Origin of the sequence: Klebsiella sp. D-Nf1 (assembly GCF_002810515.1) — a bacterium.
GTDB classification, from domain to species: domain Bacteria; phylum Pseudomonadota; class Gammaproteobacteria; order Enterobacterales; family Enterobacteriaceae; genus Klebsiella; species Klebsiella variicola.
This window is the reverse complement of sequence record NZ_PIOK01000001.1, coordinates 968,241-983,124: the sequence shown is the minus strand read 5'-3', so window position 1 is coordinate 983,124 and position 14,884 is coordinate 968,241. Positions and strand designations below refer to the sequence as shown.

Annotated in this window: 16 protein-coding genes; 10 read left to right on the top strand and 6 right to left on the bottom strand. The window is 57.4% G+C overall.

Annotated elements, in window-relative coordinates; translation table 11 throughout:
* Position 1 precedes the first annotated feature (1 nt).
* Complete coding sequence (locus tag CWM54_RS04790) at positions 2-988, bottom strand: D-threonate 4-phosphate dehydrogenase (protein ID WP_100696214.1); 987 nt, start codon at positions 986-988, stop codon at positions 2-4.
* On the bottom strand, positions 981-2,216 hold the full coding sequence (gene dtnK / locus CWM54_RS04785) for a D-threonate kinase (RefSeq protein WP_100696212.1): 1,236 nt from the start codon (positions 2,214-2,216) through the stop codon (positions 981-983). Before dtnK ends, CWM54_RS04790 begins: the two co-directional genes overlap by 8 nt.
* A gap of 175 nt (positions 2,217-2,391) precedes the next feature.
* On the opposite strand from dtnK, the gene CWM54_RS04780 reads away from it, so the two are divergent.
* The 4 genes from CWM54_RS04780 to CWM54_RS04765 all read left to right on the top strand — a co-directional run bounded on the left by CWM54_RS04780 (position 2,392) and on the right by CWM54_RS04765 (position 6,857).
* Positions 2,392-3,540: an iron-containing alcohol dehydrogenase gene (locus tag CWM54_RS04780; protein WP_100696210.1), complete on the top strand. Its 1,149-nt coding sequence runs from the start codon at positions 2,392-2,394 to the stop codon at positions 3,538-3,540.
* Between the two features lie 13 nt (positions 3,541-3,553).
* Complete coding sequence (locus tag CWM54_RS04775) at positions 3,554-4,438, top strand: dihydrodipicolinate synthase family protein (protein ID WP_100696208.1); 885 nt, start codon at positions 3,554-3,556, stop codon at positions 4,436-4,438.
* Positions 4,439-4,523: 85 nt separating this feature from the next.
* On the top strand, positions 4,524-5,474 hold the full coding sequence (locus CWM54_RS04770; RefSeq protein WP_100696206.1) for a phosphoglycerate dehydrogenase: 951 nt from the start codon (positions 4,524-4,526) through the stop codon (positions 5,472-5,474).
* A gap of 63 nt (positions 5,475-5,537) precedes the next feature.
* The gene (locus tag CWM54_RS04765) at positions 5,538-6,857 is read left to right on the top strand and encodes an MFS transporter (RefSeq protein ID WP_100696204.1); all 1,320 of its coding nucleotides are present in this window, start codon (positions 5,538-5,540) and stop codon (positions 6,855-6,857) included.
* 45 nt (positions 6,858-6,902) lie between these two features.
* Here CWM54_RS04765 and CWM54_RS04760 read toward each other — a convergent pair whose 3' ends face one another.
* Positions 6,903-7,697, bottom strand: coding sequence for a PhzF family phenazine biosynthesis protein (locus tag CWM54_RS04760; protein WP_100680193.1), 795 nt, complete (start codon positions 7,695-7,697; stop codon positions 6,903-6,905).
* A 201-nt stretch (positions 7,698-7,898) separates the two neighbouring features.
* Here CWM54_RS04760 and CWM54_RS04755 point away from each other — a divergent pair, with 201 nt between their 5' ends.
* Positions 7,899-9,098 carry a sugar transporter gene (locus CWM54_RS04755; RefSeq protein ID WP_008804962.1) on the top strand — a complete coding sequence of 400 codons (1,200 nt, stop codon included), beginning with the start codon at positions 7,899-7,901 and terminating at the stop codon, positions 9,096-9,098.
* A 70-nt stretch (positions 9,099-9,168) separates the two neighbouring features.
* Here CWM54_RS04755 and CWM54_RS04750 read toward each other — a convergent pair whose 3' ends face one another.
* Entirely contained in the window at positions 9,169-9,837 is a 669-nt protein-coding gene (locus CWM54_RS04750) for a MarC family NAAT transporter (protein WP_002904403.1), read from the bottom strand.
* 261 nt (positions 9,838-10,098) lie between these two features.
* Here CWM54_RS04750 and marR point away from each other — a divergent pair, with 261 nt between their 5' ends.
* Genes marR through marB form a run of 3 tightly spaced genes read left to right on the top strand, consistent with a single transcriptional unit; the run spans position 10,099 to position 11,186 of the window.
* Positions 10,099-10,533 carry a multiple antibiotic resistance transcriptional regulator MarR gene (gene marR / locus CWM54_RS04745; RefSeq protein WP_008804963.1) on the top strand — a complete coding sequence of 145 codons (435 nt, stop codon included), beginning with the start codon at positions 10,099-10,101 and terminating at the stop codon, positions 10,531-10,533.
* 19 nt (positions 10,534-10,552) lie between these two features.
* Positions 10,553-10,927 carry an MDR efflux pump AcrAB transcriptional activator MarA gene (marA, locus tag CWM54_RS04740; RefSeq protein WP_002904397.1) on the top strand — a complete coding sequence of 125 codons (375 nt, stop codon included), beginning with the start codon at positions 10,553-10,555 and terminating at the stop codon, positions 10,925-10,927.
* Between the two features lie 40 nt (positions 10,928-10,967).
* Complete coding sequence (marB, locus tag CWM54_RS04735) at positions 10,968-11,186, top strand: multiple antibiotic resistance protein MarB (protein WP_038422522.1); 219 nt, start codon at positions 10,968-10,970, stop codon at positions 11,184-11,186.
* A gap of 45 nt (positions 11,187-11,231) precedes the next feature.
* On the opposite strand, the gene eamA is transcribed toward marB, so the two are convergent.
* Positions 11,232-12,131 carry an O-acetylserine/cysteine exporter gene (eamA, locus tag CWM54_RS04730; RefSeq protein WP_061154654.1) on the bottom strand — a complete coding sequence of 300 codons (900 nt, stop codon included), beginning with the start codon at positions 12,129-12,131 and terminating at the stop codon, positions 11,232-11,234.
* A 194-nt stretch (positions 12,132-12,325) separates the two neighbouring features.
* Here eamA and ydeE point away from each other — a divergent pair, with 194 nt between their 5' ends.
* Positions 12,326-13,519, top strand: a complete 1,194-nt coding sequence (gene ydeE, locus CWM54_RS04725; RefSeq protein ID WP_100680192.1) for an efflux MFS transporter YdeE — start codon at positions 12,326-12,328, stop codon at positions 13,517-13,519.
* Between the two features lie 140 nt (positions 13,520-13,659).
* Positions 13,660-14,142, top strand: coding sequence for a helix-turn-helix domain-containing protein (locus CWM54_RS04720; RefSeq protein WP_012541779.1), 483 nt, complete (start codon positions 13,660-13,662; stop codon positions 14,140-14,142).
* A 35-nt stretch (positions 14,143-14,177) separates the two neighbouring features.
* Here CWM54_RS04720 and urtE read toward each other — a convergent pair whose 3' ends face one another.
* A complete protein-coding gene (gene urtE, locus CWM54_RS04715) occupies positions 14,178-14,876 on the bottom strand; it encodes an urea ABC transporter ATP-binding subunit UrtE (RefSeq protein ID WP_008804968.1) in 699 nt (232 codons plus the stop codon).
* Positions 14,877-14,884: the final 8 nt, after the last annotated feature.

The following is a 14,884-nucleotide window of genomic DNA, read 5'->3' as shown; positions in this document are numbered from 1 at the left end:
GTTATTCCTGCGCGATGTGCATGGCGAGCTCAATGGAGGTTGCCATGCTCTCAGACTTCGCTTTACCTGTCCAGGCAATATCAAACGCGGTGCCATGATCCGCTGAGGTGCGGATAAACGGCAGCCCGGCGGTAATATTCACCCCATCATAGAACCCGAGCAGCTTCAGCGGAATATGCCCCTGATCGTGGTACATCGCCACCACCATGTCGTACATGCCTTCATGACACTGCATAAACACCGTGTCCGGTGGACAGGGGCCGGTGACCTCTATCCCCTGCGCCTGCATGGCGGCGACCGCCGGGGCGACGATGCGGATCTCTTCATCGCCAAACAGGCCGTTCTCCCCGGCGTGCGGGTTAACGCCGGCAACCGCTATGCGCGGACGCTGATAGCCAACCCGGCGCAAAAACCGATCCGCCACGCCAATCACCGTCTCGATCCTAGGCTGGTTGAGGGTATCGAGGAACTGGCGCAGGGCGATATGGGTGGTGATATGGATAACCTTGAGCTTCTCGGTATAGAGCACCATGGCGTAATCGGTGGTCTGCGTCAGGTGGGCCAGCAGTTCGGTATGGCCGGGGAAAGCGTGCCCGGCGAGATGCAGCGCCTCTTTATTTAGCGGCGCGGTCGCGATGGCCGCGACCGCGCCGTCCAGCGCCAGCGCGGTCGCCCGCCTGATGCAGCGAAACGCGAGGTCCCCTGCCTGGGCCTGGACTTCGCCAGGGCGCAGCCCCTGCGGGTCGCTGAGCGGTTCATCAATGACGTTGATGGTCGCTGGGGAAAAACGCGCCTCGGCGGGATGGTCAATGATGCGCAGCTCCACCCGCGGCGTAATATTCAGCGACAGGATCCGCCGCAGCGTCTGCGCGCAGCCCACCACCACCACCGGCGCGCCGCTCAGCGCCCCTTCGGCGAGGGATTTGATAATAATCTCCGGACCAATCCCTGCCGGGTCGCCCATTGTCACTGCAATCATGTTAGACACTCAGTTTCTCCTCAATAAAATTCACAACATTTAACAGCGTAGTGTCGGTGCCGAATCCCCCTGCTTTGGTCATCACCGGCCGCGACCAGCGACCGCCGAGAAAGTGCCCGTAAGGCACACACTGCGCCACCCGCCCACGGATCTGAAATCCGGTGGCGCCGAGCGCGTGCGCGACGGCGATGGCCACATCGCCGCCAGAGAGGTACAGGGCGCCCGGTGGGCACAGCGCCACCGCCTGCGCCGTGACGTCAGCAAGCCAGGCGCAGATGTGCTCCCCGTAGGCCGCGCGGCTGAGGCCATGTTCGCGACACTGGGCTTCAATCCCGTGCCGGGCGGCGTTATTCGGACGGGTGGTCACCACGCAGTGATGACCCTCACGCAGCACCTCGGCGATCCGCGAGGCTTCCTCCTTCGGCGATCCGCTAAAGGCCTGTTCGACATCAATTTCAATCTTCCTCACCCGGGAATGAGCCTGCAGCGCAGCGACCTGGCGCTGCGCCATCTCGCTCATCGACCCGACCAGCGCCAGCAGAGGCCCCTGCTCGCTGCGGCGAAGGCGGCGCGCCAGCGCCTCGCAAAGTCCCGCCGAGCCGACCAGCAGCGTCTCCCGCGCATGGGGCGCGACGGCGTCGATCACCTGGCCCAGATGGCGGTCTTCCCAGGCGTCGACAATCAACACTCGCTTCTCCTCGCCCGCCGTCGCTAATGTCGCCGGAAGCTGGGTAGCGTTCAGGGTCAGACAGGGAAGACGGCTCTGCATGGCGATAATTTCGCTAATCTCCGCCCGGCTCACGGGCGTTTTCGGATCGCTGGCAAATTCGGTCTGATCGAGGGCCACCCCATGCACATAGCAGCGCCCGTCCCGGGTATGCCTTCCTGCCGCCGGATACGCCGGGGCCACCACCGCCAGCCGGCAACCTTGCGCCGCCATCATTGCCTCCAGTTCGCCGCCGGGGTTGCCGCGCAGCGTGGAGTCAATCTTCTTTACCTGCCAGTGCGGGACGAATCTTGCCGCGCCGCGCAGCAGAGTGGTGACCTTGTCCGCGGCGGCGGCGGCGCTCATTGCCCGGCTGTCGCTATTGAGAATTAACGCCCGGGCGGTTGATGGTTGCCCGGCGCTGAAGGCCACTTCCACCGACATGCCCGCCTCAGCGAGGCTGACACCGGCGTCATTGGCTCCCGTAAAGTCATCTGCCAGCACCAGCACCTGGTCATTACCGTCGTTCATTGTTCTGCCTTGTGGTCGATGAAAATCTGAAATTGATTATATTCAATCATATTTGATTAAATGTGAGCAAGCTCAAGTTATTAAACTGCCGTATAAATTATAACTTTTCCCCACCAGACGAGTGACAAGATTCATGAATGATTGAATTCAATCAATTACTACCAAGGAGAAACGTGTGGCGACGATACACAGCACAATCATCAGCGGAGCGGGCGCCTCAACGGCCCTGCTCCCGCTGTTGTCAGGTAAAACCCGCATCCTGCTGGTGACCGACCAGAACGTTGGCGCGCTGGAAGCGACCCAGGCGATCCATCGCCTGCTGGCAGCCGAAGGGCGTAAGGTTGAGGTCATTGACACGGTACCGGCAGAGCCCAGCCATCACGATGTGGCACAGATTGTCAGCCAGCTGGGTGCCAGCCAGCCCCAGATGATCGTGGGCATCGGCGGGGGAAGCGTGCTGGATGTGGCGAAACTGCTCTCGGTGCTCCTGCATCCTGAGGCGCCCTCTCTGACGGCCCTGCTGGCAGGCGAGTTGCCGCAACGACGGATTAGCTCATTGTTGATCCCGGCCACCGCCGGCACCGGCTCCGAAGCAACGCCAAACGCCATTCTGGCGATCCCCGAGCAGCAGACCAAAGTAGGGATCATCTCCCCGGTGCTGCTGCCGGACTATGTCGCCCTGCTGCCGGAGCTGACCACCAGCATGCCGGCCAGCATCGCGGCGTCGACCGGCATCGATGCCCTGTGTCATTTGCTGGAGTGCTTTACCTCCACCGTCGCCAACCCGGTAAGCGACAACGCCGCGTTAATCGGTTTACACAAGCTGGTGCGGCATATCGAACGTTCGGTGGATCAGCCGCAGGATCTGACGGCGAAGCTGGAGATGCTCTGGGCCTCGTGGTACGGCGGCGCGGCGATCAACCATGCCGGCACCCATCTGGTGCATGCGCTCTCCTATCCGCTTGGCGGTACCTGGCACCTGCCGCACGGGGTGGCTAACGCCATTCTGCTGGCGCCCTGCATGCGGGTGGTCCGCCCCCACGCGGTGGCAAAATTCGCTCAGGTCTGGGATCTGATCCCCGATGCAGATCGCACGCTCGGCGAGGAAGAGAAATCCCATGCGCTGGTCGCGTGGCTGGCGGCGCTGGTGAAACGACTGCCCCTGCCGGACAACCTTGCCGCGCTCGGCGTGCCCAGGGAGAGCATTCCTGCTCTCAGCGCAGCGGCGCAAAACGTCAAGCGCCTGATGAACAACGCCCCCTGCAGCGTCAGCCGCGAAGAGATTGCGGCTATCTATCAAACGCTGTTTCCAGAACATGCCTAACAGGAGAAAGAAAATGAGGAGAGCTATTAGCGGCGTACTCACCGCCATCGTCACCCCCTTTACCGCCGAGGGAGCCCTTGACCTGCCAGCGCTACGCCAACAGGTACAGCGCCAGCTCGCCGCGGGCAACGGTATTTTCTGCGGCGGCACCAACGGCGAGTTTTTTGTCCTCAATGAGGAGGAGAAGATCGCCGTCGCCAGAACCTGCGTGGAAGAAGCCGCCGGACGCGCGCCGGTGGTGGCGCATATCGGGGAGATTTCCACCCGCGAGACTCGCCGGCTGGGCCAGCAGATCGCCCGCCTCGGGGTTGACGCAGTATCGGCCATTACCCCGTGGTTCGTGCCCTTGAAGCAGGAGGAGTTGATAAACCACTATACGGCGATCGCCGACGCGCTGAGCGTCCCGCTCTTTCTTTACAACATTCCCGCCCGCACCGGGAACACCATTTCCCCGGAGACGGCGCGCCAGCTGGCCCGGCACGACAATATCATCGGCATTAAGGACAGCGCCGGCAGCTACGACAGCCTGAAAGGCTTTCTTGACGCGGTGCGCGACATTGACGGTTTCGACGTTCTGAACGGGCCGGACTCGCTTATCCATCAGGGGTATGTCGACGGCTGCTCGGCCTGCATTTCAGGGCTTGCCAACGTCGCCCCCGCGGAAATCAACGCGATCTGGTCGCTGTTTCACGCCGGGGATATCACCGGATCGAGCCAGGCGCAGGAGCGCGTGACGGGCCTGCGCACCGATCTGTATAAGGTGGCGTTCTCACCCGCGGCAGTGAAAAAAGCCCTGCAGCTGATGGGCCATGAGGTGGGCGACAGCCGCTACGCGGTGCAGTTTAGCGACGAACAGCTGCAGCAGATTAAAAATATCATTAATACCTACCTTAACTAATTTACGTATCCGCCCCGGCCATCACTGGCTGGGGCAAGGTCTTGTATTTGCGACGCTCATTGTCGCCAGTAAACAGGAAACGGTTATGAAAGTAATTTGCACCTCGCCCTCATTCGCCAAATACGACGACGCGCCCATTTCGGCACTGAAAGAGGCCGATCTGGAACTGGTCATGTTGCCTGCCGATGCCTCTATAGAGATGCTGGCTCAGCATCTGCCTGATGCCATAGCGATGATTGTCGCCTTCACCGACATCAATGAATCGCTGCTGGCAAAGGCCCCGAGGCTAAAAATTGTCTGCAAACACGGTGTTGGTGTGGATAACATCGATCTTAACGCTACACGTCAGCGCAAAATTTTTGTCACTAACGTTCCTGATGCCAACAAGCATGCGGTGGCCGATTTTGCTTTTGGCTTAATTCTCAATACTGCCCGCCAGATTTCTCAGGCAATCTGTGAAACGAAAGCAGGCAACTGGCCTCGTATTTTTGCCACTGATGTTTATGGCAAAACCCTCGGGATCGTCGGTTTAGGCCATATCGGCAAGGAAGTGGCGCGACGTGCGCGCGGATTCAATATGCGAGTGCTCGCCACCGACGCCTGGCCAGACCGAGAATTTGCACAGAAGCATCAGGTTGAATATGTCTCGCTGGATACCCTGACAGCGCAAAGTGATTTTATTAGTCTGCATACCCCTTTAACCCCGGAAACTGAAAATATGTTTAATGCCGTCCGACTACAGCAGATGAAATCAGGGACATTCCTGATTAATGTTTCCAGAGGCGGTATTGTTGATGAACAAGCTTTGTATGAAGCACTGAAATCAGGACATCTCGCCGGAGCCGCAGCTGACGTTTTTCTCGAAGAGCCTTGTGCTAAGCACCCTTTGTTTACCCTGGCGAATTTTGCGCCAACATCTCACATTGCTGGATATACGGATGGTGCAATAAGCAATATCAGCGCGCGCTGCGTCAACAATATAATCACCTGCGTCTGTCGCGGTGAACGTCCTGAAAACATTATGAATTCGCTGTAAATAACGAGGTGGGAAGCATGTCATTCCCACCAAAATGACGAACATCTACTCAGAGCCGAATATATGAACACGACAGCTAGCAATACTCGTATTCGCTGGTGGATAGCCGGATTAATGTGGTTGGCTATTGCCATTAACTATATCGACCGAACGGTATTATCTGCCTCAGCCCCTCATTTAATTGATGAACTGAAACTCGATCCCGAAATGATGGGCTTTATCATGGCGGCCTTCTTTTGGTCATATTCATTATTGCAGATCCCCGCGGGATGGTTTGCAGACCGCTTTGGTCAAAAGAAAGGACTCGGTATAGCAGTCGCCTGGTGGTCTATTGCCACCTCAATGATGGGCGTGGCAACCGGATTTAAATCACTTCTGGCATTGCGTCTGGCTTTGGGTGTTGGCGAGGCCGCAGCCTACCCCAGCAACGCAGGGATCGCCGCACGCTGGTTTCCGGATAAAGAACGTGCCACCGTATCCGGACTCTTCGATAGTGCGTCAAAATTTGGCGGGGCGATTGCCATGCCGCTTATCGTCTGGATGATCTACACCTTTGACTGGCGACTGACCTTTTTGATAATCGGTAGTGTGGGCATTTTGTGGGTTATCGCCTGGTATTTTATCTATGCTGAAAACCCTGAAGAACATAAACGCATTAGCGCTTCAGAAGTACGTTTGATTCGTGATGGACAAAAACAACATCACGGCGACAAAACGGTATTACCCATGAAATGGTATAAGCTCTTGCGTTATCGTAACATTTGGGCAATGTGCATCGGCTTTTTTACCATCAATTATACCTCCTATTTTTTCATTACCTGGCTTCCTACTTACCTGGTAAAAGAAAAAGGGATGGATTTTATAAAAATGGGAATGGTAGCCGCTCTGCCTTTATTATGCGGAATGGTTATCGAAATTTTTGCTGGCTGGGCCTCGGATCGCCTGGTACATAAAAAAGTGTTGTCTCTTACGGCCACCCGTAAACTGTTTTTGACCATCGGCTTGCTCATGGCTCTTTGCATCGGTTTTGCGCCATTTACCGACTCGGTTTTCATGACCGTCTTTCTCTTGTGTGTCGCCAAATCAGGCACTACGGTAGCCGCATCACAGGTTTGGGCCTTACCGGGTGATGTTGCACCCAAAAACAGTGTCTCCATTGTCGCTGGGCTGCAGAATACGGTGTCAAATATGGGGGGCGCGGTAGGTCCTATTATTACGGGTGCGATCGTCGCCGCAACAGGATCATTCAACTGGGCACTGATTTTCTCGGCCATTCTGGTCGTGGTCGGGATAATCAACTACCTGTTCCTGATGGGAAAAATCGAACCTATCAATGATCAAGGTGAAAAATCACCGGTCCTGAATACTGCAGAACAACATTAAGCACAATCCGCCCGGTAGACGAAGCCACCGGGCGTAAACACATTGTTACCCTCGCAGGTAAACCGTTCCGCGCAGATAGGTGGTGGCCTGGCCGCCAATCAGCACCCTGTCGCCCTGCCACTGGCAGCGCAGGTCGCCGCCGCGGGCGGAAACCTGGCGCGCTGTCATGGTGGTTTTTCCCAGCTTTTCGCCCCACCAGGGGATCAGCATGCTGTGGGCGGAGCCGGTCACCGGATCTTCCGGCACCCCTTCTCCCGGGCAGAAGAAGCGGCTGACAAAGTCATACTCCTCATCCGGCGCGCTGACGCAGATCATTTTGCCGAGCTTCTGCAGACGTGCCATATCGGTCTGCACCGCTTCAACCTGCTGGCGATCCGCCAGCACGACCAGATAATCACGCCCTTCCCGCACCTCGACGGCAGACTCAAGCCCCAGTCCGGCCAGCAGGTCCGCCGGCGGGTTGTCCACCGGGGTAGTCGACCACGCCGGGAAGTCGAGCGTCAGCCAGTCGCCGCTGCGGGTCACCCGCAGTTCACCGACAAAACGGGTGCTGAAGGTAATCGTCGCCGAGGGATGGTCAAGATACTCGAAAATAACATGCGCCGTCGCCAGGGTGGCGTGGCCGCAGAGGTTGATCTCGCCCAGCGTGGTAAACCAGCGCAGCTCATAGCCTTCGTCGGTGTGGACGAAAAACGCCGTTTCGGACTGATTATGCTGTTGGGCCATTTTCAGCAATACATCGTCCGCTAACCACTCGCTGAGCGGGCAAACGGCCGCGGCATTACCGCCAAAGTTTTTATCGCTGAAGGCATCGACCAGATAAAATTGAATTTCCTGCATACACTGTCCTTACTTTTTTTACTTTCCTTCAACATGACATAAAAGCGCTCCCCTGACACTATCCATAGCAAAATTAATTGTTTAACCGCGGCCAGCCACTTGCAGCGAAATGAGATACAGATCACAAAATGATTGTCTTTTCGCCAGTAATCGTTTTAAGATCACCGTCACATCTTCCCTTGAATCACCCATCCAGAGCTTATGACTACGAATACGGTCTCACGCAAGGTAGCGTGGCTACGTGTCGTGACGTTGGCCATCGCCGCGTTTATTTTCAACACCACAGAATTCGCCCCTGTCGGTCTGCTGTCCGATATTGCCGGCAGCTTCGGCATGGAAACCGCCCAGGTGGGCATGATGCTCACCATTTATGCATGGGTGGTCGCACTGATGTCGCTGCCGTTTATGCTGCTCACCAGCAAAATGGAGCGCCGGCGTCTGCTCATCGGCCTGTTTATTCTGTTTATCGCCAGCCACGTTCTGTCGTTTTTTGCGTGGAGTTTTGACGTCCTGGTGATTAGCCGCATTGGCATCGCTTTTGCGCATGCGGTTTTCTGGTCGATTACCTCAGCGCTGGCCATCCGCATGGCGCCTCCCGGCAAACGGGCGCAGGCGCTGAGCCTGATCGCCACCGGTACAGCCCTGGCGATGGTGTTCGGTATTCCGATTGGCCGCATCATCGGCCAGTATTTTGGCTGGCGAATGACCTTCCTGGCGATTGGCCTGGGCGCGTTAGCCACCCTTGCCTGTCTGGTAAAACTGCTGCCGACGCTACCGAGCGAACATTCTGGCTCGCTGAAAAGCCTGCCGGTGCTGTTCCGCCGTCCGGCGCTGGTCAGCGTTTATATTCTGACCGTGGTGGTGGTGACCGCCCACTATACCGCCTACAGCTATATCGAGCCCTTTGTCCAGACGGTGGCGGGCCTGAGCGGCAACTTTGCTACCGTGCTGCTGTTGATCCTCGGCGGGGCCGGTATTATCGGCAGCATTCTGTTCGGTAAGCTCGGCAACCAGCATGCTTCCGGGCTGATTAGCATCGCTATCGGCCTGCTGCTGGCCTGCCTGCTGTTGCTCCTGCCTGCCTCGGACAATGCACATCATCTGATGCTGCTCAGTATCTTCTGGGGCGTGGCGATCATGATTATTGGTCTCGGTATGCAGGTTAAAGTGCTGGCTTCCGCGCCGGATGCCACCGACGTCGCCATGTCCCTGTTCTCGGGCATCTTTAATATTGGTATTGGCGCTGGCGCGCTGGTGGGCAGCCAGGTGAGTCTGCATCTGTCGATGGCTTCCATCGGCTACATCGGTGCCATCCCGGCGCTGGCCGCGCTGGTATGGTCTCTGATGATCTTCCGCCGCTGGCCGGTATCGCTGGAAGACCATCAACCGCACCACTCCTGAGTTACAGCGATAAAAAAGCCTGCCGGCATTGCTACCGGCAGGCTGTTGTCTCTCATCCCATCCGGGGCGATCAGGGGTGCCAGGTCGAAATGATCTCCAGCACGCCATTAATAATAAACTGCACGCCCATACAGACCAGCAGGAAGCCCATCAGTCGCGAAATGGCCTCGATGCCGCCTTTGCCTACCAGACGCATAATCGCGCCGGAACTGCGCAGACAAGCCCACAGAATCACCCCTAACAGCAAAAAGATGATCGGCGGCGCCGCCAGTACCACCCACTCCGGGAAGTCCACGCCGTGCTTAACGGTCGAGGCGGAGCTAATAATCATCGCGATGGTGCCCGGACCGGCGGTGCTTGGCATCGCCAGCGGCACAAAGGCGATATTGGCGGTCGGTTCATCCTGCAGTTCTTCCGATTTGATCTTCGCTTCCATCGAATCGTGGGCTTTTTGCTGGGGGAACAGCATGCGGAAACCGATAAAAGCTACAATCAATCCCCCGGCGATACGCAGCCCAGGTATTGATATGCCGAATGTATTCATCACCACCTGACCGGCATACCACGACACCATCAGGATGGCGAACACATACACCGATGCCATCAACGCCTGCTTGTTCCGCTCGGCGTTGTTCATATTGCCCGCCAGGCCGAGGAACAGCGCCACGGTGGTCAGTGGGTTTGCCAGCGGTAAAAGCACCGCCAGGCCAAGCCCTATTGCTTTAAACAAATCGAACATAGTTAATTAAAGTCCCGTTAATATTCATTTTTTAAGTATTGTTTCGTTCCGTGAGTATACCGGCTTCGACACTTTCGCCGCCAGCCTGCTGATAAACCACTTCCGCTAAAAATTAACAAGCGTTAGCAAAACCACAAACAGTGACCCACGTCAGATTTTTTTATTTTAGCAAATCGTGGCATCGGCCAATTCATAATGTTGACTTATGATTGCCTGGGCAATAGTATCACTTGCAACTAATTAATTGCCTGGGCAACCATCATGAAAAGTACCAGCGACCTGTTTAATGAAATGATCCCGTTGGGCCGCTTGATCCAGATGGTTAACCAGAAAAAAGATCGCCTGCTCAACGACTACCTCTCACCCATGGATATTACCGCGACCCAGTTTCGCGTGCTCTGTTCCATTCGTTGCGAAGTATGTATTACCCCCGTTGAGCTGAAAACCGTGCTTTCCGTCGACCCGGGCGCGATGACGCGTATGCTCGACCGCCTGGCGTGCAAAGGCTGGATTGAACGGTTACCCAACCCCGCTGACAAGCGCGGCGTGCTGGTGCAGTTGACACCGGACGGCGCAGCCCTTTGCGAGCAGTGTCATCAGGTTGTGGGTCAGAAGTTACACCAGGAGTTAACAAAAAATCTGTCGGCGGACGAAGTCGTCGCGCTTGAGCAACTACTCAAGAAGGTCCTGCCGTAAAATAAGAAGAGGTAAGATGATGTCCAGACGTAATAATGACGCCATCACTATCCATAGTATTTTGTCGTGGATCGAGGATAACCTGGAATCGCCCCTGTCGCTGGAAAAAGTGTCTGAGCGTTCAGGTTACTCCAAGTGGCACCTGCAACGAATGTTTAAGAAAGAGACCGGCCATTCCCTCGGCCAGTACATCCGCAGCCGCAAGCTGACGGAGATTGCGCAAAAGCTCAAGCAGAGCAATGAGCCCATTTTGTACCTGGCGGAACGCTACGGTTTCGAGTCGCAGCAGACCCTGACGCGAACGTTCAAGAACTATTTCGATGTTCCGCCCCACAAGTATCGCATAACGAATGTACCTGGCGAATCCCGCTATCTGCATCCGCTAAATAACTGATGTTAATCGCCTGCATTATCAAAGACGTATTGAGGAAATCATGAAATTATTCGCTACCGCAGCTATCGTACTCCTGTCGCTGGTCTCCAGCCTCAGCTATGCGGAGCAAAACACCACGCCGGTGCGTCAAAACCAGCGTGATACAATGATTATCCCTTCGGAACATAACGATTCGCCATTTGATTTCAATCATATGGCGGCTGGCAGTGATAAATCCGACGAACTGGGCGTGCCGTACTACCAGCAGCACGACCTGTGATGCCATTACACGCGTAATTGTGTAGCCCCTTCTTCGGGGCTTTTTTTATCCGCGCGCTATACCCGGCCGCACCAGACGTAAGCCGAAGACGTTAATATAGAGCCCGGCCATAATCAGTACCGCCCCGGTGAGCTGCAGTCCGCTCAGCGTCTCCCCCAGCAGCAGCGCAGCGCTGGCCATCCCCACTACCGGCACCAGCAGCGACAGCGGCGCCACCCGCCAGGTCTCATAGCGCCCCAGCAGCGATCCCCAGATACCATAGCCGACGATAGTGGCGATAAACGCCAGATAGAGCAGCGACAGTATCGTCAGCAGATCGATGTGTTGCAGACTCGCCAGCATGGTCTGCGGGCCATCAATTAGCCATGAGGCCAGCATAAACGGCAGCACCGGGATCAACGCGCTCCACACCACCAGCGACATAATGGGCGGCCGGGCGGCATGCGACATGATTTTCTTGTTGAAGATATTACCGCAGGCCCAGCTGAGCGCTGCCGCCAGGGTCAGCATAAAGCCCACCAGCGGCACATGCTCCCCGCCGAGGCTGCCCTCTACCAGCACCAGCACGCCAAAGATCGCCAGCGCGATCCCCGCCAGCTGCTTGCCCTGCAGACGTTCGCCAAAGACGAAGGCGCCGAGAATGATGGTAAAGAAGGCTTGCGCCTGCAGTACCAGCGAAGCCAGCCCGGCAGGCATACCCAGGCCGATAGCGCAGAACAGAAAGGCAAACTGACCAAAGCTAATGGTCAGGCCATAACCCAGCAGCAAGCGCAGCGGGATGGCAGGCCGGGACACAAACAGCAGCGCCGGGAAGGCGACCAACATAAAGCGCAGCCCCGCCAGCATCAGCGGCGGCATATTGTGTAATCCCAGCTTAATCACCACAAAGTTAAGCCCCCACACCACCACTACCAGCAGCGCCAGCAGTCCATCTTTCCTCGTCATACCCTGCCTCTGTCGTTATTAGAATTTTTGTGAACAAAATCAAAGTAACCAAAAAGCGGCCATCGGGATAGATCATTATTTTTGGCAGGCCAGGAAGTGCGCCCGGCGACCGGGCTGACCTGTACAAGGCGTAATGAGCATGTTATTTGTGATCGAAGACATAAAATTATAACAACATGACAGGCAAGGAAATCATGATCACCACTCTCAGGCGCTCCACCATCGCGCTGCTGGCATCGTCGTTACTGTTAACTATTGGCCGCGGGGCCACACTGCCGTTTATGACTATTTACCTCACCCGACGTTATCAGCTGGATGTCGATGTGATTGGCTACGCGCTGTCGCTGGCGCTGGTGGTCGGCGTGCTGTTCAGCATGGGCTTTGGCATCCTCGCGGATAAGTTCGACAAAAAGCGCTATATGGTGTGGTCAGTGCTGGTGTTTATTCTGGGATTTAGCGCGATACCGCTGGTCGATAATCCCATCCTGGTGGTGATCTTCTTTGCGTTGATCAACTGCGCCTACTCGGTGTTTTCCACCGTGCTAAAAGCCTGGTTCGCCGACCGACTGACGCCGGAGAAAAAAGCGCGTATCTTCTCGCTGAACTATACCATCCTCAATATCGGCTGGACCGTCGGGCCGCCCATCGGCACGCTGCTGGTGATGCACAGCATCAATTTGCCGTTCTGGCTGGCGGCCGCCTGCGCCGCCTTTCCATTGGTGTTTATTCAGCTGTTTCTCCAGCGGGAGGTGGCCGCGGCCCAGCCGGGTGCTGCCGCCTGGTCTCCCTCAGTGTTGCTGCATGACCGGGCGCTGCTGTGGTTTACCTGCTCCGGGCTGCTGGCCTCCTTCGTCAGCGGCGCTTTCGCCTCCTGTCTCTCGCAGTATGTACTGGTGGTCGCCAGCAGTGACTTCGCCGAGAAAGTGGTGGCCGTCGTGCTCCCGGTTAACGCCGCGGTGGTGGTCGCTTTGCAGTACGCGGTTGGCCGACGACTGAGCGCCAGAAATATTCGCCCGCTGATGACCTTCGGCACCGTCTGCTTTGTTATCGGCCTCGTGGGCTTTATGTTCTCTGGCGCCAACCTGTGGGCGTGGGGGATCTCGGCGGCGATCTTCACCCTCGGCGAAGTGATTTATGCCCCCGGGGAGTATATGCTGATTGACCATATTGCCCCGTCGGGGATGAAGGCCAGTTACTTCTCCGCCCAGTCGCTGGGGTGGCTGGGCGCGGCATTTAACCCGATGTTCACCGGGATGATCCTCACCCATCTGCCGCACTGGTCGCTTTTTGTCATTCTTATCGTGGCGATTGTCGCCGCCTGGCTGATGATTTTCCGCGGGATGAATGCCCGTCCCTGGCAGCCGGATTGTCCGCTGGCCAACGCCTGACGCCAGCTGGCATGCGGCTGTCGGGTTGATGTCGGGTTGATGTCGGGCCGCTGTCGGGTCGCTGTCGTGGTGGCTGGCGGCCCGGTTCACCATACTCCATCACAGGTTTACATCCGCAGAACGTCATGGAGCATACGAATATGAACAGCAACAATCAGGTCAAACAATTACGGCTACAGCGCGCCTGGTCCCAGGAGCAGCTGGCCGAAATGGCGGGTCTCAGCGTCCGCACGATCCAGCGCATTGAGAATGGCGAACGCCCGGGGCTGGAGACCCTCAGCGCCCTCGCCGCGGTCTTTGAGGTCACGGTGGCCGAGATCGGCGGCGAAGCCTCGCGGGAGGGTGCGCCGGGCCCGGAAGCCTCGCTGGATCTGCGCATAGAGGAAGCCAAAGCGCGGGTGCATCAGGAGAGCCGCTTTTTCCGTTCGCTGTCGGTGGCGCTGGTGGTTTGCGTGCTGCTGGCGGTGCTTAACCGCTTTACTAATCCACAGTACTACTGGTCCGGCTGGGTCGCCCTGATCTGGGGCGCCCTGCTGGTGGTGAGAGGATTACGCCTGTTCGTGTTCGGCGAATGGATCAAAAACTGGCGCCAGGCGCGCCTGCAGCGGCTGTTGCGCAAATAGCCCGCAAACCGGCGGCGCGCACGCCGCCGGCCTGGTCAGATGGTCACCATGGCGCGCACGCCGTCGCTCTCCATATCACCGCCCTTACCCTGCTGGACGATGGCGCCGCGCGACATCACCAGGTAGTGGTCCGCCAGCCCGGCGGCAAAGTCATAGAACTGCTCCACCAGCAGGATCGCCATATCCCCGCGGCTCGCCAGCTGGCGGATCACCTCGCCAATCTCTTTGATAACCGAAGGCTGGATCCCCTCGGTGGGTTCATCAAGGATCAGCAGCTGCGGACGGCTGGCCAGCGCGCGGCCAATCGCCAGCTGTTGCTGTTGACCGCCGGATAAGTCACCGCCCCGCCGCTGCTTCATGGTCTTGAGCACCGGGAAAAGCTGGTAGATCTCCTCCGGCACCTGCTGCGCTTCGCGGGCGGGAAAGCGCGACAGCCCCATCAGCAGGTTTTCTTCCACTGTCAGGCGCGGAAATATCTCGCGCCCCTGGGGAACGTAGGCGACCCCGGCCTGCACCCGCTGGTGCGGTTTGCGATGGGTGATGTTCTGATCCTGCCAGCGTACCTCACCGCTGCGCGCCGGGATCAGCCCCATCAGGCATTTCAGCAGCGTGGTCTTACCGACGCCATTGCGCCCCAGCAGGCAGGTGACTTCGCCCTGACGGGCGGAAAAATCCACCCCACGCAAAATATGGCTGCCGCCGTAGTATTGATGTAGCTGACTCACCTGTAACATTGGCGCTC